The 17,295-nt window shown below is 60.0% G+C and carries 20 protein-coding genes, 1 tRNA gene and 1 pseudogene; 6 read left to right on the top strand and 16 right to left on the bottom strand.

Features of this window, described 5'->3' with window-relative positions:
* Positions 1-191 (bottom strand): annotated as a pseudogene (locus HX846_RS22025) (Zn-dependent hydrolase); the annotation flags it as partial.
* 22 nt (positions 192-213) lie between these two features.
* Entirely contained in the window at positions 214-1,524 is a 1,311-nt protein-coding gene (locus HX846_RS22020) for an MFS transporter (RefSeq protein ID WP_178966091.1), read from the bottom strand.
* A gap of 159 nt (positions 1,525-1,683) precedes the next feature.
* Between HX846_RS22020 and HX846_RS22015 the strand changes: the two genes are divergently transcribed.
* From HX846_RS22015 to HX846_RS22005, 3 genes are all read left to right on the top strand, one after another.
* Positions 1,684-2,625, top strand: a complete 942-nt coding sequence (locus tag HX846_RS22015) for a LysR family transcriptional regulator (protein ID WP_003211934.1) — start codon at positions 1,684-1,686, stop codon at positions 2,623-2,625.
* 112 nt (positions 2,626-2,737) lie between these two features.
* Positions 2,738-3,559: an SDR family NAD(P)-dependent oxidoreductase gene (locus HX846_RS22010; RefSeq protein WP_008437872.1), complete on the top strand. Its 822-nt coding sequence runs from the start codon at positions 2,738-2,740 to the stop codon at positions 3,557-3,559.
* A gap of 26 nt (positions 3,560-3,585) precedes the next feature.
* Positions 3,586-4,614, top strand: a complete 1,029-nt coding sequence (locus HX846_RS22005; RefSeq protein WP_178966090.1) for an AraC family transcriptional regulator — start codon at positions 3,586-3,588, stop codon at positions 4,612-4,614.
* A 2-nt stretch (positions 4,615-4,616) separates the two neighbouring features.
* Here HX846_RS22005 and HX846_RS22000 read toward each other — a convergent pair whose 3' ends face one another.
* The 11 genes from HX846_RS22000 to dapA form a co-directional block, all read right to left on the bottom strand.
* The gene (locus tag HX846_RS22000; protein ID WP_178966089.1) at positions 4,617-5,384 is read right to left on the bottom strand and encodes an anti-sigma factor; all 768 of its coding nucleotides are present in this window, start codon (positions 5,382-5,384) and stop codon (positions 4,617-4,619) included.
* Positions 5,381-5,878: an RNA polymerase sigma factor gene (locus HX846_RS21995; protein WP_003211943.1), complete on the bottom strand. Its 498-nt coding sequence runs from the start codon at positions 5,876-5,878 to the stop codon at positions 5,381-5,383. Before HX846_RS21995 ends, HX846_RS22000 begins: the two co-directional genes overlap by 4 nt.
* A gap of 59 nt (positions 5,879-5,937) precedes the next feature.
* Complete coding sequence (locus HX846_RS21990) at positions 5,938-6,489, bottom strand: tetratricopeptide repeat protein (RefSeq protein ID WP_003211945.1); 552 nt, start codon at positions 6,487-6,489, stop codon at positions 5,938-5,940.
* Positions 6,490-6,532: 43 nt separating this feature from the next.
* Complete coding sequence (locus tag HX846_RS21985) at positions 6,533-7,090, bottom strand: cytochrome b (RefSeq protein WP_087692600.1); 558 nt, start codon at positions 7,088-7,090, stop codon at positions 6,533-6,535.
* Positions 7,091-7,165: 75 nt separating this feature from the next.
* Positions 7,166-7,600 carry a DUF86 domain-containing protein gene (locus tag HX846_RS21980; protein WP_003211948.1) on the bottom strand — a complete coding sequence of 145 codons (435 nt, stop codon included), beginning with the start codon at positions 7,598-7,600 and terminating at the stop codon, positions 7,166-7,168.
* The gene (locus HX846_RS21975; RefSeq protein ID WP_087692601.1) at positions 7,590-7,985 is read right to left on the bottom strand and encodes a nucleotidyltransferase domain-containing protein; all 396 of its coding nucleotides are present in this window, start codon (positions 7,983-7,985) and stop codon (positions 7,590-7,592) included. Before HX846_RS21975 ends, HX846_RS21980 begins: the two co-directional genes overlap by 11 nt.
* A 121-nt stretch (positions 7,986-8,106) precedes the next feature.
* Positions 8,107-8,196 (bottom strand) — tRNA-Ser (locus HX846_RS21970).
* A gap of 83 nt (positions 8,197-8,279) precedes the next feature.
* Positions 8,280-8,993 (bottom strand): phosphoribosylaminoimidazolesuccinocarboxamide synthase, encoded by a 714-nt coding sequence (gene purC / locus HX846_RS21965; RefSeq protein ID WP_003211975.1) that lies wholly within the window; start codon positions 8,991-8,993, stop codon positions 8,280-8,282.
* A 28-nt stretch (positions 8,994-9,021) separates the two neighbouring features.
* Complete coding sequence (locus tag HX846_RS21960; RefSeq protein WP_003211977.1) at positions 9,022-9,780, bottom strand: MBL fold metallo-hydrolase; 759 nt, start codon at positions 9,778-9,780, stop codon at positions 9,022-9,024.
* Positions 9,781-9,784: 4 nt separating this feature from the next.
* Positions 9,785-10,900: an outer membrane protein assembly factor BamC gene (gene bamC / locus HX846_RS21955; protein ID WP_102604223.1), complete on the bottom strand. Its 1,116-nt coding sequence runs from the start codon at positions 10,898-10,900 to the stop codon at positions 9,785-9,787.
* Positions 10,901-10,917: 17 nt separating this feature from the next.
* A complete protein-coding gene (dapA, locus tag HX846_RS21950) occupies positions 10,918-11,796 on the bottom strand; it encodes a 4-hydroxy-tetrahydrodipicolinate synthase (RefSeq protein WP_003211981.1) in 879 nt (292 codons plus the stop codon).
* Between the two features lie 261 nt (positions 11,797-12,057).
* On the opposite strand from dapA, the gene HX846_RS21945 reads away from it, so the two are divergent.
* Positions 12,058-12,618: a glycine cleavage system protein R gene (locus HX846_RS21945; RefSeq protein WP_003172487.1), complete on the top strand. Its 561-nt coding sequence runs from the start codon at positions 12,058-12,060 to the stop codon at positions 12,616-12,618.
* 10 nt (positions 12,619-12,628) lie between these two features.
* Positions 12,629-13,102, top strand: coding sequence for a peroxiredoxin (locus HX846_RS21940; protein WP_003211984.1), 474 nt, complete (start codon positions 12,629-12,631; stop codon positions 13,100-13,102).
* Between the two features lie 133 nt (positions 13,103-13,235).
* Here HX846_RS21940 and HX846_RS21935 read toward each other — a convergent pair whose 3' ends face one another.
* Positions 13,236-14,306, bottom strand: a complete 1,071-nt coding sequence (locus HX846_RS21935; RefSeq protein WP_003211986.1) for an AI-2E family transporter — start codon at positions 14,304-14,306, stop codon at positions 13,236-13,238.
* Positions 14,307-14,346: 40 nt separating this feature from the next.
* The gene (locus HX846_RS21930) at positions 14,347-14,586 is read right to left on the bottom strand and encodes a sulfurtransferase TusA family protein (protein WP_003211989.1); all 240 of its coding nucleotides are present in this window, start codon (positions 14,584-14,586) and stop codon (positions 14,347-14,349) included.
* Between the two features lie 95 nt (positions 14,587-14,681).
* On the opposite strand from HX846_RS21930, the gene HX846_RS21925 reads away from it, so the two are divergent.
* Positions 14,682-16,115, top strand: coding sequence for a M48 family metalloprotease (locus tag HX846_RS21925; protein WP_178966088.1), 1,434 nt, complete (start codon positions 14,682-14,684; stop codon positions 16,113-16,115).
* Positions 16,116-16,182: 67 nt separating this feature from the next.
* Here HX846_RS21925 and HX846_RS21920 read toward each other — a convergent pair.
* Positions 16,183-17,295, bottom strand: a 1,113-nt coding sequence (locus tag HX846_RS21920; protein ID WP_178966087.1) for a DegQ family serine endoprotease, incomplete at its 5' end; no start/stop codon positions are given.

Here is a 17,295-nt window from a genome sequence, read left to right as displayed (position 1 = left end):
GCGAACAGGTTGCCGATGGCATCGACGCTCAGGGTCAGCCCGGCCTCTTCACACCAGCGGCTGAACAGTGCGCGGCCCGCCTGGTCTTCGGCGCTCAACGCCAGGCGGCAACTGCCACCGCGGGCCGTGGCGCCGATTTCGGCCATGGCCATCAGGCTGGCCCACAGGCGCTCGCCATTAATCTTCAACATACACATTCTCCAATCAAACGCTTCAAGCCATTTCAAGACGGTGGGCGGTGGCGTGACGACGGGACAACGCGAGTACGCACAGCAGCGAAACCGCCGCGATCGCGCTGTAGAACACTGCCATCGGCCACCACTGGCCCTGGTATTCATGGGCCAGCCAGGTGCCGATCAACGGCGTGAGGCCACCGGCCAGCGCGCCGCACACTTGGTAGGCCAGGGAGATGGCGGTGTAGCGCACGCGGGTTTCGAACAAGCCGCTGACGAAGCCGGCAATCACCGCATAAAACGAGGCCATGCACACCACGGCCAGGGCGATGCCGAGGATGATCAATGGCGCCTGGCCGCTGCTGACAAGCACGAACATCGGATAAGGCGAGGCCATCGCAAGCACGCTCATCGCACACAGAAAACGAGTGGCACCGACCTTCTCCGCCACCCAGGCCGCCAGCGGCTGGGCACAGAACTGGATGATGGCCACGACAAACAGGCATTCCAGAATCAACGAGCGCGGCAGGTTAAGTTGCTGGGTGGTGTAGGCAATCATGAAGGTGTTGGTGAAATACACCCCGGCAATCCCCAGGGTGTTGGCACCGATGCACAGCAGCAGCGGGCGCCAGGCCGTTTTCAGCACTTCGATGACCGGGGCCTGATCCTGAGTGATGGTCCGGGCCTTTTCGGCCTTGGCTTTGTCTTCCAAGAACTCGGGGGATTCGTTGACGCCCAGGCGGATCGCCAGGCCGACGATCAACAACAAGGCACTGGCCAGGAACGGCACGCGCCAGCCCCAACTGAGCAGGTCGGCTTCCGGCAGACGGGTTACCGCACTGAAGGCCAGCAACGACAGGATCAAACCCGCCGGGCTACCCAGTTGCGCAAAGGAGGCAAAGAAATTGCGACGGCCTTTGGGTGCATGTTCGCCGGCCATCAGCACCGCCCCGCCCCACTCGCCGCCAACGGCGATGCCCTGCACGATGCGCAGCAGCACCAGCAACACCGGCGCCGCGACGCCGATCTGCGCGTAGGTCGGCAACAGGCCGATACATACGGTGACCACGCCCATCATCACCAGCGTGATCACCAGGGATTTCTTGCGACCGATACGGTCACCGATATGCCCAAACACAATGCCGCCCAATGGCCGGGCGAAAAAGCCCACGGCAAAGGTGCCGAACGCGGCCATGGTGCTGAACAGTTTGTCGTCGGAAGGGAAGAACAATTGACCGAACACCAGCGCGGCGGCGGTGGCGTAGATGTAAAAGTCGTACCACTCGATCATGGTGCCGATGAAAGCGGCGGCCGCGGCACGGCGCGGCTGCGGCGAAGCGGAAGGCTTCATGGGGCTGGCTCCTTTGGTTATTTTTTTGGCAGGAGAAAGGTCTGGCGCACGCGCTCTGATGGCGCTGGTTGAGGGTGATTTTTCGTCTCGGCCCTATGATTAGTCAATTTTCTATTTATTATTCCGATTATAAATCCTGCTTATTATCGAGCTGTCGACATGCCTGAAAATCGCCGCGATGTTCATCCGCTGCTCAATGACCGCCTGGACTGGAACCTGTTGCGCACCTTCCGGGTGATCGGCCAGGAGTTGAGCATCAGTCGCGCCGCCGCCCGCCTGCACCTCACCCAGCCGGCCATCAGCCAGGCGCTCAAGCGCCTGGAAGAACAGCTCGACTGCCAGTTGATCGCCCGGCGCGGCCCGCGCTTCGTGCTGACCGAAGCCGGCGAGCAGATTTTCGCGATCGCCGGCGAGATGTATGGCCAGGTCTCGCAGATGAGCAACGCCCTGCAAAAGCCTGGCGACGAGGTGCTTGGCAAAGTGCGGTTGCTGATGATCAGCCGGATCAGTTCGGACACCTTTGATGACTTCCTGGCGGACTTCCATCGCCAGCATCCCCGGGTCGACCTGGACGTTGAGGTGATGCGCAGCTCTGACATCGTCGCCGCCCTGCTGGAGAAAACCGCGACGCTGGGCCTGAGCCTCAATCGCCGGCCGCAACCACGGCTGGAGCAGCACCTGTTCCTGCGTCAGCGTTATGCATTTTTTTGCGGGCGGCATCACCCGTTGTTCGGACGCACCGGGCTGGCGGAGGGAGATTTGCAGTCGGAGAACTTCGTGAGTTTTACCAGCGACCAGATCGGCGGAATGCTCTCGCCGTTGACGATCTTTCGCGACCAGCAGGGCTTCAGCGGGCGCATCGTGGCGTCGTCCTCCAGCCTGGAGGAAGTTCGGCGGTTGGTGATTGCCGGGTTTGGCCTGGGCTGCCTGCCGATTCATGTGGTGGCCGAGGATGTGAAGCATGGGTTGCTCTGGCGCTTGCCGCCAGACGAAGGGATTACCGACGTGGATATCCACCTGCTGTGGAACCGTGAGCAGAAGATGAGCCGGGCGGAGACGGTGTTTATCGAAAGCCTGTCGGCACGGTTGGCCGCAGAATAAATGGCGTGATATGCAAGTCACTTGGCGGCCTCTTGCTAGTGTATGAGAGAGGCCCGTCGACCATCATTCGTTCACAAGTTACTCCCGCAGTCTCAAACGAAGAGGTGTTCGAATGTCCAGGATATGGTTTATCACCGGCAGTTCCCGCGGCCTCGGCCGCTCGATTACCGTAGCCGCCCTGCGCGCCGGTGATCGTGTGGTTGCCACCGCGCGCAATCCCAAGCAGTTGGATGACCTGGTGGCCGAATACGGCGAGGCGATTTATCCGGTCACGCTGGACGTGACCAATAACCAGCAGGTGCTGGAAGCGGTGGATGCCGCGGTGAAACATTTTGGTCGCCTGGATGTGGTGGTCAATAACGCCGGCTACGGTGACCTGGCGTCGGTGGAAGATGTGACGCTGGAGGATTTTTCCGCGCAGATCAGCACCAACTTCTATGGTGTGGTGCACGTGAGCAAGGCGGTGGTGCCGGTGCTGCGCGCCCAGGGCCGTGGGCATATCTTCCAGGTATCGTCGTTGGGTGGCCGCATCGGCATGGCCGGCCTGGCCGCGTATCAGAGTGCGAAATGGGCAGTCGGTGGATTTTCCACAGTACTGGCACAGGAAGTCACACCACTGGGCATCCAGGTGACCGTGCTGGAGCCGGGCGGCATGCGCACGGACTGGTCGGGCAGTTCCATGACGATTCCGGCCATCAGTGAGCCCTACCAACAAACGGTCGGCGCCCTGGTTGAATTGCTCAACTCCCCCGGCATCCTGCCGACGGGTCCGGACCGGGTTGCCGAAATCGTGCTGGAGCTGGCACTGAACAAAGACGCCCCGCTACGCTTGCTGATCGGCAGCGATGCCGTGCAATACGCCGCCCGGGCAGCAGCAGACTTGGCCGAGTCGGATAAAAAGTGGCATGACCTCAGCGTGTCGGCCTCGGATTAATCTCACGCTTTTGAAAAAGGTGCCGCATGCCTGACGCGACCCAACCCCGTTTCAACATACCGGATGTGTTCTGGCTGGCGCTGCAGAGCGTCGGGCTGGAGCCGTCGGTGGTGTTGCGTCAGGCACGCTTGCCCATGACCCTGCATATCCGCGAGCGGCGAGACCGGCGGCAGGTGACGACGCTGGAGTTCTTTCGCTTGTGGGAGGCGGTGCGCATACTTAATCCTGATCCGGCTGTCGGGATATTACTGGTGACGCGGCTGGATATCACCGCGCTTCCACCCTCCAGCTTTGCCGCTTTTATCGCCCGGGATTATCGCGATGGCCTGCACCGTCTCGCCCGCTTCAAGCAATTGTGCACACCCGAGCGCCTGCAGGTTTGCGAGGATGGCCGTACCTGTACGGTGACCATCGACTGGTTGCACACGCCAGAATTACCGCCTGCGCTGCTGGTGGATGCGGCGTTTGCGACGTTTGTTGAATTGGGGCGACGGGGAGCACGGACGCAGATCACTCCCCTGCAGGTCGAACTGGTTCGCCCGGACGATGGCAGCCGTGCACTGGCCGAGTTTTTCGGTTGCTCCGTGCGTTTTGGTGCCGGGCGCAACGCGCTGATACTGGACGCCGCCGATCTGGACCGACCTTTTCCGGGGTACAACCCGCAAATGCTCGAAATGCTGAACCCGGGCCTGGTGGCAGCGCTTGCGGAGGCCTCGACACCGGCCAGCATCAGCCATCAGGTCAAGATCACCCTCAAGCGCGTCCTGGCCAGTGGCCGCCCCGAGATGGTCGAGGTAGCGCGGGAGCTGGGCATGAGCGAACGTACGTTGCAACGGCGCATTACCGAGGCCGGCACCAGTTTCAGGCAACTGATGCTGGAAACCCGCCAGGAAGTGGTGCGGCATCTGCTCACCGAGCCGTCGATTGAGATAGACGAGATCGCGTGCCTGGTGGGCTACGAAGATACCAACTCGTTTTATCGTGCGTTTCGTTCCTGGGAGGGGACGACGCCGGCTCGGTGGCGGGCGTTGCAGACGCCCTCATCGTCTCATTGAAGCTATGCCGACAAAGCCTTCTCGGCACTGCGCGCCATGATCTGCAAATCCTCGAACGGGTTTCTGCCAATCAACATGAACGCATGGGACGGGCTGGACCAAAACACCACGTTCATGCCCCGGCGCTGTTCGGTGGCCATGGCCACCGCACCTTTTTTCGCCGCCGTAATGCACAGCGCCAGCGGGCCGTGGCGCGCGTCGAGGTAGGTCAGTTGGCCGATCAGTACGCCGTCATAATCAAGGATTTGTGCGCGGCGAAATTCGGCGCCAGGCAGGTGTACTGCATCCGGGTTCAACGACAGGCCGAGCTGGGTCCCGACCGAACTCAGCTGGGCGATATGGGAGTCGGGATCGGCGCTGAGGTTTTCCAGGGTCTGGGGCGTATACAGCGCCATGTATTCGGCCACCGAGGCACGCCAGCCCGAACCGGGCTCAGGCCGGGGCCAGGTCATGAACAATCGATCAGCGACCACACCGGCCACCGCAAAGCTTGCTGCTACCGCGAGAAATTTGCGTCGACTCAGGGTGGGTGTTTGTGCCGGCGGCAAGGCATCGAGCATCACCTGCAAACGCTCTGCAGGGGCTTGATCGAGAACCGAATCGAAGGCTGATTTGAACGGCAAGTGGCCGCGCTTGAGCAGCTCCAAGCGGGCGGTCACGGCAGGATCGATCCCCAGCAGGTTATCGATAACCTGACGCTGCCGAGGGTCTAACTCACCGTCCAGGTAAGCCACCAGCAGTTCATCCGACGGTGGTGTATTTTGAGTCATCGTCGTTCTCCGCTCGATTTATCCAACAAGCCGCTTGAGTGCGCAGTTTCAGCCAGCTTCATGCGTGCAGCGGCCAACCGGCTCATCACCGTTCCTACGGGAATATGCAGGACTTCGGCAATTTCCTTGTATGAGAGGCCTTCGACGTAGGCCAGAAAAACAGTCTCCCGCTGCGCTTCGGGTAATGCATTGACGCGCTTGATCACCTGCGCGGCCAGGACCTGGTCCTGAGCCAGGGCTTCACCGTCGAACGACAACGCCTGCTCGGCGTCGACAAACCCCTGCCCTTGCCGTACTCGCTGGGCGCGCAATTCGTTAAGCCAGATCGAATGCATGATCGTCAGCAACCAGCGGTCCAGCCGCGTGCCAGCCACGAACTGGCCTGCACGCTCCAACGCCCGCACGCAGGTGGCTTGCACCAGGTCATCAGCCACATGCTTTTGTCGCGACAGCACCAGCCCGTATCGCCATAAACGTGGCAACAGCTGGCTCAACTCTCGGCGCAACTCAGCGTCTGTGGTGATGGCAATCTCCCGACTGTTCGCTCACAGGTTCAAGCCTGAGGCGCGGCGGCGATGGCTTCAGCCAGGTCTTCGTACTCTTCGCAGGTGGTGCTGCACAACGCCTTGATCTTCACCAGTTGCTCCTGGGCCAGGTCCACACGGCCCTTGATGACGTAGGCTTCCCCCAGGTACTCACGGACTTGTGCATAGTTGGGGTCCAGTGCCACGGACTTCAGGTAGTAGCTGATGCCTTCATCGGTGCGCCCCAGTTTGCGGGTGGCGTAGCCGCGGTAGTTCAGGGCCTTGGCGGTGTTCGGGTTGTGCAGGGTGTCGAGCAGTGACAAGGCTTCTTCATAACGCCCGTCCTTGGCCAGGCGATAGGCGTAGTCGGTGCGGTCGGCGTCCGACGTGGCCTTGCTGGTTTGCAGCACGCACTTGCCGGTCTTGGTATCCCAGACCTGGCCTTTGGGGCAGTTGGGCTTGGGCGGCGCCGATTCGTCACCGGAGGCATGGGCCTGGCCGGCCAATAGCGCGGCGGCCATACAGGCGCCAAAGAACAAAGCGGTGCGGTAACCAACGGCGTGCTCGGGACGATTCTTCATGGCATTCATGCTCCGTAACGATAGGGAAAGTACAGCAGCAAACTCAGTAGGGAAGATCGCCACGAGGGGCCGGCAGCATGCGGCGCAACGTGCTGTCGCGCTGGATGTAGTGATGCCACAGCGCGGCGCAGGCATGCAGCCCGGCGAGTACGATGATCGCCCAGGCGACATTGTTGTGCAGGCCACCCAGAGTGCCTCGCAATTCGTGATCGATCACAAAAGGCGCTGGCACCGGGAACAGTCCGAAAAAGTTGAAGGGCTCGCCCTGGGCCCAGCGGAACAGGAAGCCCAGGGTCACCTGCGTCAGTAACAACAGGTATAGACAGCCGTGGGCGATTTTGGCGGCCACGTTAAGCGCAGGGTGATTGTCGGCCTTTGGGTGATTGCCGCCGAACACACGCCAGAGGATACGTGCAGCGATCAGCACCGCCATGGCGATGCCCAGGGAGATATGGACCGATTGCAGGCCCTTGCGCAGTGGCGTGCCTTTTTCCAGGTTTTCCCAGACGTGGGCGCTGGCGAACATGAAGATCACCAGGGCGGCGGTCAGCCAGTGGAAGGTGCGGGTCAGGCGGTCGTAGCGGTCGGCGGGATTGTTCATGGGCGTTTCCTGAGTGGTCTGTGTGGTGAACACCGCAGCAGGAAAACTTATTCAGAGGGATGGAAAATTTACAGATTAGACTTGTTTATTTTCCAACCCCGCATCCTTGGTCAAAATATGCGAACTAAATGCTAGAAACTCATCCAGGTGTTTTGTAATGATCGCTACAGTAATCGGCAATTGAAGCGTCTGGTACTCGTGAACAGCAATGTTACGAAACCCGACCATGTTCTTCAGGTTGGTCAGCAACGCAGGATTGACCCAACCGCCCTGACATAACAACTCAAACACGTCACGAGCTCCTTGTGGAACACCCAGGCGCTCACGACGAATCAAGTGCTGGCCCATGTCCAGCGCTGCCTCACAGGCACGCTGAATATTCAAAATCGCCGCATCCTGGCGCGTGAAATCGGTGGTGAAGCTGGTGGGATCCTTATCGTATTCCTGACGGGCGCGCGCAACGCAACGCTCAATACTGGCTGCTTTATTGATGAGAACATCATCGACCATAAACTTTCCCTTCCTTCTGGATATCCGCCAACAACTCAGCCCTTGCCGTGTCCAGCGCGGTTTTTTCGCTCAGGACGTAGCTCTCGAATAGACCCGCCTGGACGTTCCCGGACCAGAGCCGACGCCCAGTGGTCAATACTTGGTATTGCATTACTGTTGAGGCTGCGCGCAAATCAAGCAAGTCGACGGGAACTCCAACGATATCGGCCAACTCCCCAGAAAGCTGCCATAGCAATAAAGGCTCGACCACTCCCGCAGAAAGGACCGCAACATCCAGATCACTCTCACTACCTGCCTCACCCGTCACTTGGCTACCGAACACATACACAGCCAATAGCTCGGGAACTTCAGCCTGCAAATGCGCCAGTACTTTTTTAAAATTCATGACCGATGTCCGAAGCGCCAATTAACGAAGACCGTAGCAGAATTCATTATGCAGTTTCTGACTGAAAGCAAAAAACCCCCGACAACATTGAAGTTATCGGGGGTTTTTCATTTTTCAATAATGGCGGAGAGATAGGGATTCGAACCCTAGGTACCGGTGAAGGTACAACGGATTTCGAATCCGTCCCATTCGGCCACTCTGGCATCTCTCCAACGGCGCGCATCATAACAGCCTGTTTCCTGGAAGCAAAGCGCCAAAGCGATTTTTTTCCGTGCTATCAGATGCTTGCGTCGGTTACAGCGGTACGCCGAGACGATTGGCGACTTCTTCGTAGGCTTCGATGACATCACCGAGGCCCTGGCGGAAGCGGTCTTTATCCATCTTCTTGCGAGTGTCTTTGTCCCACAGGCGGCAGCCGTCAGGGCTGAATTCGTCGCCCAGGACGATGGAGCCGTCGTGGAACACGCCGAATTCGAGTTTGAAGTCCACCAGCAGCAGGCCGGCGTCGTCGAACAGTTTGCTCAGGACGTCGTTGACCTTCAGCGACAGCTCCTTCATGCGAGCCAGTTGCTCAGCGGTGCCCCAACCGAACGCCACCACGTGGGATTCGTTGATGAACGGGTCACCCTTGGCGTCGTCTTTCAGGAACAGTTCGAAGGTGTAGGGGTTGAGCTTGAGGCCCTCCTCCACGCCCAAACGCTTCACCAGGCTGCCGGCCGCATAGTTACGCACGACGCACTCGACCGGGATCATGTCGAGTTTTTTCACCAGGCATTCGTTGTCGCCCAGCAGTTTGTCGAATTGGGTCGGAATGCCGGCCGCTTCGAGTTTCTGCATGATGAAGGCGTTGAACTTGTTGTTCACCATGCCTTTGCGGTCGAGCTGTTCGATGCGCTTGCCGTCGAACGCCGAGGTGTCGTTGCGAAACAGCAGGATCAAGCGGTTGGCGTCGTCGGTCTTGTAAACCGATTTGGCTTTGCCGCGGTAGAGTTCTTCACGTTTTTCCATGATGGGCTCCGCTTGCTAAGTAGGTGGGCTAGGCGATGTGTCGCCAGTCGAGCCCTGAATCTTGATCGGCCAGTTGCAGCCAGTCCGGGTCGCACCCAAGGGTGTCGACAAAACATTGCCGGGCCAGCTGCGGCAGGTTGTTCTTGCTGCTCAGGTGGGCCAGGACCAGGTGTTGCAGGTCTTGCCAGCCCAACTCATACACCAGGTACGCCGCCTGGTGGTTGTTCAAATGTCCAAACTGCCCGCCGACCCGCTGCTTGAGAAAGGCCGGGTAGTGGCCACGCGCAAGCAGGTCACGGCAGTGGTTGGACTCGATCATCAATGCGTCGAGGTCCCGGTAACCGTCCAGCACCTTGGCGCAGTACGAACCCAGGTCAGTGAGCAGGCCAAAACGCCGTTCACCGTCACTGAATACGTATTGCGTCGGTTCCTGGGCATCGTGGGCCACTTCAATCACATCGATGCTCAAGGCACCGATCTGCAATTGTTCGCCACCGGCCAGCAAACCTGCGGGCTCAATCGGTTTGCGCATCCCGCGCAAGGTGCCGCGACTCAGGTACACCGGAAGATTGTAGCGCCGAGACAGCAAACCCACGCCATGCACGTGGTCGGCATGTTCGTGGGTCACCAGAATCGCGCTCAGCTGCGCGGGGTGAACCCCCAGGCGCAGCAGGCGCCGCTCGGTTTCCCGCAGGGAGAAACCACAATCCACCAGGACGTACGTGTCGTCATGGGCTACAAGCGTGCCGTTCCCTTGGCTACCGCTGCCGAGAACGGCAAAACGCATCGGATCAGCCCAGGTTGTCCTGAATCACGCCCAACACTTTGCGCGCCACTTCTGCCGGCGCCACGGTGTTGATGTTTTTCTCGACGGTGACTTGCACGCTTTCGCCTACCTTGCTCAAACGAACCTGGTAACGCTCGGCGCGGGTCTCGATCTCTTCCTTGGTCGGCTTGCTGCCGAACAACTTGCTGAAGAAACCTGGCTCGTCGTCTTTCTTCTCGGCTTTTTCGGCCAGGTTGATGTAGTACAGGCCCAGGCTGCGGTTGATGTCTTCAACGCGCCATTCGCCGTGCTCCAGCGCGCGGCCGACACTCGACCAGGCGCGGTCCAGGTCTTCACCCAGGTTGAGCACCACGTTGCCGCTGCCGTCTTCGCTGAGGCTGACGCGGCTAGGTGTGTCAAAGCTACCGGCGGCGAGCAGGGAGACGGAGCCGCCCTTCTCGGAAATACGGCTCATGCTGGCGAGCATTTCGTCGACCAGGGCAGCGTCCACGCCGGTGTTGACCGAACGTGGGGTGAAGTCGACGTTGGCGGTGCTGCCGGCAGGACGCTCGGCGCTGACTACGTAGACTTCACTGGTGTTGCGTTGCACGCCTGGCTCGATACGCACGCGGATGCGGGCTTCGCTGTCATTGGCTACGCCACCGGCCTGCAGGCGCTTGGCCATGGATGCCGACAGTTCGCTGGTGTGCTGCCACGCGGTGGTGAATTCACCGGTCTGCGGGCGTTGTTCGTCAATGCGGAAACCGTTGTCCTGGAAGAACTGGACCGCCACCGGCCAGACTTCGGCAGGTGGGCGCTGGGCCATGACCCAACGGGTGTCGCCGCTCTTCTGCAGGCTGTAGTCACTGGCGTCGGCCACGGCCGACAACGGCTGTGGACGCGGCACTTCGTATTCACCCTTGACGGTGTCGTCGGCCACGTTGCGCGGAATCGGCAGCAACGGGTCAAGGCGCTTGGCGACATTGACGTCCGACGGCAATTTCATCGGGGCGGTTTGTTGGGCTTCCAGGTAATCGCTACCGCGGTCGCGGAAGTAGCCTTCCGGGCCCCAGATCCAACCGCAGCCACTGGTGCTGGAGATAATCAAGGCAAGTGCGGAAAGTCCGGCCAATCGCTTCATGCGTAGTGCTTCCTCAATTAAACCAGGACGCCGGACTGGCGCAGGGCCTGTCGCAGCGGTTCGTGACAGGCTTCGCTGAGCCAGGTGAGCGGCAGACGGATACCGTCCGGCATCAGGCCCATCTCATGCAGCGCCCATTTCACGGGGATAGGGTTGGATTCGATAAACAGGGTTTTGTTGAGCGGTGCCAGTTGTTCGTGGATCGCCCGGGCCTTGACCGCATCACCGGCGATGGCCGCGGCACACAGCTCGCTCATGGCGCGCGGTGCAACGTTGGCAGTCACCGAGATGTTGCCTTTGCCGCCCAGCAGGATCAGCTCGACCGCCGTGGCGTCGTCACCGGAGTACACCAGGAAGTCGCTGCTGACGCCGGCCAGGATGTCCTTGGCGCGCTGCAGGTCACCGGTGGCTTCCTTGATACCGATGATGTTCGGTACGGTGGACAGGCGGATCACGGTCTCGGCCTTCATGTCGCAGGCGGTGCGACCGGGTACGTTGTAGAGGATCTGCGGGATATCGACCGCTTCGGCAACGGCGCGGAAGTGCAGGTACAGGCCTTCCTGGGTCGGCTTGTTGTAGTACGGCGTCACCAGCAGGCAGGCATCGGCGCCGGCTTTCTTGGCGTTGCTGGTCAATTCGATCGCTTCGCGGGTCGAATTGGCGCCCGTGCCGGCGATGACAGCAATGCGCCCTGCAACGCGCTTGACCACGAACTCGATCACTTCGATGTGTTCTTCCACATCCAGTGTGGCCGATTCACCTGTGGTGCCGACCGCCACGATGGCGTTGGTGCCCTCTTGCAGGTGGAAGTCCACCAGTTTGCCCAGGCTGTCCCAGTCGAGATTACCTTGTGCATCCATGGGTGTGACCAGTGCCACCATACTGCCCGCAATCATGCAACCGCTCCTGCCGGAAAAAGAGAGCGGTAATGGTACTGGCGCCAAGATGCTTGTACAAGCGAAGTACCGCCTGAGGATGCGTTCTGGATCAACTTAGTTCGCAGCAGCGCCATCATTCTGCCAAAGCGGGGTTTGATGAAGCTGATTACGTAATGAAAACGCCACCTCCTAGCCCTTGGCGATGGTTTTCGCTACCCTTCATCCTTTGATTGATACCGCTTGCATCGTATCGACCGCTCATCGCTTTAGGAAGGCTGCATGTCCACCCCCACAGTCCGCGAACAATTCCTTGTCATCAGTGCCCTCGGCGCCAACCCCATGGAGCTGACTAACGTCCTGTGCCGCGCCAGCCATGAAAACCGCTGCGCCGTCGTGACCTCCCGCCTGACCCGCCATGGCGAGTGCAGTGCGCTGGTCCTGCAGATTTCCGGGACCTGGGATGCCCTGGCCCGCCTTGAAACCGGTTTACCGGGTTTGGCGAAGAAGCATGACTTCACGGTCAACGTGGTGCGCAGCGCCGCCCTGGAAAACCGTCCACAGGCCCTGCCCTACGTGGCCTATGTCAGTTCGGCCTACCGCTCGGACATCGTCAACGAGCTGTGCCAGTTCTTTATCGACCACAACGTCGAGCTGGAAAACCTGACCTGCGACACCTATCAGGCTCCGCAGACCGGCGGCACCATGCTCAACGCCACCTTTACCGTGACCTTGCCGGCCGGCGTACAGATCAGTTGGCTGCGCGACCAGTTCCTGGATTTCGCCGATGCCCTGAACCTCGACGCACTGATCGAGCCTTGGCGCCCACAGAACCCTATGTAAGGAAGTCTTCATGTCTGTAGTGATCGACCAACCGGTAGCCGACTTCGAAGCCCAGGCCACCAGCGGGCAAACCTTCAGCCTCGCCGGGCTCAAGGGCAAGCAAGTGGTGATCTACTTCTACCCGAAAGACAGCACCCCGGGCTGCACCACTGAAGGCCAGGGCTTCCGTGACCAGCATGCTGCGTTCAAGGCGGCCAACACCGAGGTGTTTGGCGTGTCCCGGGACAGCGTGAAGTCCCACGAGAACTTCAAGGCAAAGCAGGAATTCCCCTTTGAGCTTATCAGCGACAAGGACGAAGCGGTTTGCCAGCTGTTTGATGTGATCAAGCTGAAGAAGCTGTATGGCAAGGAATACCTGGGTGTTGATCGCAGCACCTTCCTGATCGACAAGAATGGCGTACTGCGCCAGGAATGGCGCGGTGTGAAAGTGCCGGGCCATGTGGATGCAGTGCTCGAAGCGGCGCAGGCGCTGAACCAGGCTTGATTCACCTGCTGGCTTTGAAATAGCTATCGCAGCCAAGCCAGCTCCCACCTGTGATCATTGTTCGACAGGACAATTCAGTCAATGTGGGAGCCGGGCTTGCCCGCGATGAGGCCATGCACCGGCACCACAAATATCAGAGTAACGGCGCTACAACAGGCTCCTGCCGAGGCCAGGCATCCAGCACCGCCTTGAACAGCGTCGCCAGGGGAATCGCAAAGAACACCCCCCAGAAGCCCCACAACCCGCCAAACAACAACACCGCACAGATGATCGCCACCGGATGCAGGTTCACCGCCTCGGAGAACAGCAGCGGCACCAGCACGTTGCCGTCCAGCACCTGGATGATGCCGTACACCGCCATCAGGTAGATGAACTGATCACTCCAGCCCCACTGGAACAGCGCGATCAACATCACCGGCACCGTCACCACCACCGCGCCAACGTATGGCACCACCACTGAAACACCCACCAGCAGCGCCAACAGGGCAGCGTAGTTAAGCCCCAGCGCGACAAAACCGATGTAAGTGACGCCACCGCAGATAAAAATCTCGATAACCTTGCCGCGGATGTAGTTGGCAATCTGCCGGTTCATTTCCTCGGCGACCCGGGTAATCAGCGCACGCTCACGGGGCAGATAGCCACGCACCCAGCGACCGATCATCTCGCGGTCCTTGAGGAAGAAAAACACCAGGATCGGCACCAGTACCAGGTAGATCATGATGTTGACCAGCAGCGGCAAGCTCGAAAGGGAAAAGGTCAGCGCCCATTGTCCGAACTTTCCGATTTCGCCGCGAGCCACCTCAATGGCCTGCAGGACCTGCTCGTCCGACACCAGGTGCGGATAGCGCTCAGGCAACAGCAGCAGCAATGACTGCCACTTGGCGAGCATGCCCGGTAGCTCGTTGAACAAGGTGATCAACTGGTGCCACAGCAAAGGCACCACGATCACGATAAATACCAGCAACAGCCCCATGAACAAGGCAAACACTAGACCCACCGCTGCCCCACCCGGCAAGCGCAGACGCTCCAGGATGGAGACCAGGCCTTGCATCAGGTACGCCAGCACCATCCCCGCCAGTACCGGCGCCAGCATGCCGCCCAAAGTGAGCACGGCCGTAAAGGCAAGAAACAGCAGGACGGCCAGCACCACGGCTTCTTCGTCGGAGAAGTAGCGCTGAATCCAGTCACGTAACACTTTGAACATCAATAAACCTCAGGCGATAAGGACAGCATATTCAAGCGATTCAGGCCTTGCGCAACCAGTAACGATAGACGCCCGCTTCGTCTTCTTCATGCAGCAGGGTGTGGCCGGCCAGCTTGGCAAACGTACGAAAGTCCCGCTGGGAGCCAGCGTCCGTGGCGATCACCTTGAGCACCGCGCCGCTGGCCAGCCGATTGAGCTCCAGCTTGGCCTTGAGCAAGGGCAGCGGGCAGTTAAGGCCACTGGCATCCAGTTCGGCATCGAAGGCTACAGCGTCGGTCATGGTCTAACTCCGGGTGGGCGTCGAGGGCGCTTAGAATATCTGGTCCGAAGCTCAGTGTCCGGCTACAGTAAGCTCTTTGTCGAAAGGCTTTGTGCATGACTTTTTTGCGCCCTACCCTGCTGACGCTGGCTTGCCTGCTTGCCTCTCCAGGCTTCGCCGACGACCTGCCGTCACTTGGCGACGCCAGTTCTGCCATTGTCTCGCCAAAACAGGAATACGATCTGGGTCGGGCATGGCTGGCCTACCTGCGTGGCCAGGTCTCGCAACTCAACGACCCGCAGCTCAAGGATTACGTCGAATCCAGCGTTTATAAGCTGGTGGAAACCAGCCAGGTCAATGACCGGCGCCTGGAATTCATTCTGATCAACAGCCCGCAGTTGAACGCCTTTGCCGCACCGGGCGGTATCGTCGGGGTCAACGGCGGCCTGTTCCTCAACGCCCAGACCGAAGGCGAATATGCCTCGGTACTGGCCCACGAACTGGCTCACTTGTCCCAGCGTCACTTCGCACGAGGCGTGGAAGCACAGCAGCGCATGCAGATCCCGATGATGGCTGCGCTGCTCGGCGGCATCATCGCTGCCGCCGCTGGCGCAGGCGATGCGGGCATTGCCGCGATCGCCGGCAGCCAGGCCGCCGCGATCCAGGAGCAACGGCGCTTTTCCCGGCAAAACGAGCAAGAGGCTGACCGCATCGGCATTCTCAACCTGGAGAAAGCCGGCTACGACCCACGGTCCATGCCAACCATGTTCGAGCGCTTGATGCGCCAGTACCGTTTCGATGCCAAGCCGCCTGAATTCCTGCTGACTCACCCGGTAACCGAATCGCGGATCGCCGACACCCGCAACCGTGCGGAGCAAGCCAAGCTGGGTGGCATTGAGGACAGCCTGCGCTATCAACTGATCCGTGCTCGAGTGCAACTGTATTACGAAGACACCCCGGGGCTGGCCGCCAAACGTTTCCAGGCCCAGCTGGATGAAAATCCGAAGAACGATATCGCGCGTTATGGCCTCGCCATCGCTCAGATCAAGGGTGCCCAGTTCAACCTGGCCCGGGAAAACCTCAAGCCGCTGCTGGCCAAGGCGCCCAACGACATCACCTACAACCTGGCGCAGATCGAGCTGGACATGACCAACAATCGCCTGACGGATGCCCAGCAGCGTACGGACCGAATGTTGACGCAATATCCAGGCAACTATCCGCTGAACCAGGTTCGTGTGGATCTGCTGCTCAAGCAGAACCGCAACGCTGACGCGGAAAAAGCCCTGGAAGGATTGTTGAAGTCTCGCCCAGACGATCCGGACGTCTGGTACCAGGTTGCGGAAACCCGTGGCTTGTCGGGCAATATCATCGGCCTGCACCAGGCCCGCGCCGAGTACTTCGCGCTGGTGGGAGATTTCAAGCAGGCCATCCAGCAATTGGATTTCGCCAAGCGTCGCGCCGGCAGCAACTTCCCGCTTTCGTCACGTATCGACGCACGCCAGCGTGAACTGATCGACCAGGAACGCATGGTCAAAGACATGATGGGCTAAACCTTTCAGCCACAAAAAAGCCCCGCTCTCGAACATCGAGAGCGGGGCTTTTTATTGGACTAGCGGATTACTCGGCCAGTTTGAAGGTAATGAAGCTGGCACGCCCCTGACGCAGGACGCGCATCGACACCGAACGGTTCTTCGGCAGCGCCTTGGCGATGTCGGTGAACTCTTTGGTGGAGTTGATAGCCTGGTTGTTCAGGTGGGTGATGACATCACCTGGTTGCAGGCCGATCAGGGAGGCAGGACCGTCCTGGACTTCCTTGATCACTACACCGCTCTTGAGGTCGAAGCTCTTTTTCTGTTCGTCGGTCAACTCGACTACAGCAATGCCCAGGCGATTGCTGCTGCGCTCGGCACCTGGCTTGCTGTTGCCCAGCGCATCCAGCGCCGCGCCTTCTTCCGGGATAGCACCGACGGTCAGTTCGACGTTCTGGCGCTTGCCGTCACGAATCACTTCCAGCTTGGCCTTGCTGCCGGCCTTGAGCGCGCCCACCAGGTGTGGCAAGTCCGCAGACATGACGATCGGCTGGCCGTTCATGCTCAGGATCACGTCACCGACTTGCAGGCCACCTTTGGCAGCAGGGCCATCGTCCTGGATCTGCGCGACCAGGGCACCGGCCGGCTTGTCGAGACCGAAGGATTCAGCCAGGTCCTTGTTCACTTCCTGGATCACCACCCCCAGCCAGCCGCGGCTGACTTTGCCACCGGTTTTCAGCTGGTTCGAAACGTCCATGGCCACATCGATCGGAATCGCGAACGAAACGCCCATGAAACCACCGGAGCGGGTGTAGATCTGCGAGTTGATGCCAACGACTTCACCCGCCAGGTTGAACAACGGACCGCCGGAGTTGCCCGGGTTGATCGGCACGTCGGTCTGGATGAACGGCACGTAGTTTTCGTTCGGCAGGCTGCGACCGATGGCGCTGACGATACCCTGGGTCACAGTATGGTCAAAACCAAACGGCGAACCGATGGCGACGACCCATTGGCCGGCTTTCAGGTCCTGGGATTTGCCCAGTTTCAGCACCGGCAGGTCCTTGCCTTCGATTTTCAGCAGGGCCACGTCGGAACGTGGGTCGGTGCCCACCAGCTTGGCTTTCAGCTCACTGCGGTCCGCCAGGCGCACCAGGATCTCGTCGGCGTCGGCAATCACGTGGTTGTTGGTGAGGATGTAGCC

Origin of the sequence: Pseudomonas sp. K5002 (assembly GCF_013386655.1) — a bacterium.
Classification (GTDB): domain Bacteria; phylum Pseudomonadota; class Gammaproteobacteria; order Pseudomonadales; family Pseudomonadaceae; genus Aquipseudomonas.
Note: the sequence above shows the minus strand (reverse complement) of the source record. Positions and strands in the feature narration are given on the sequence as shown.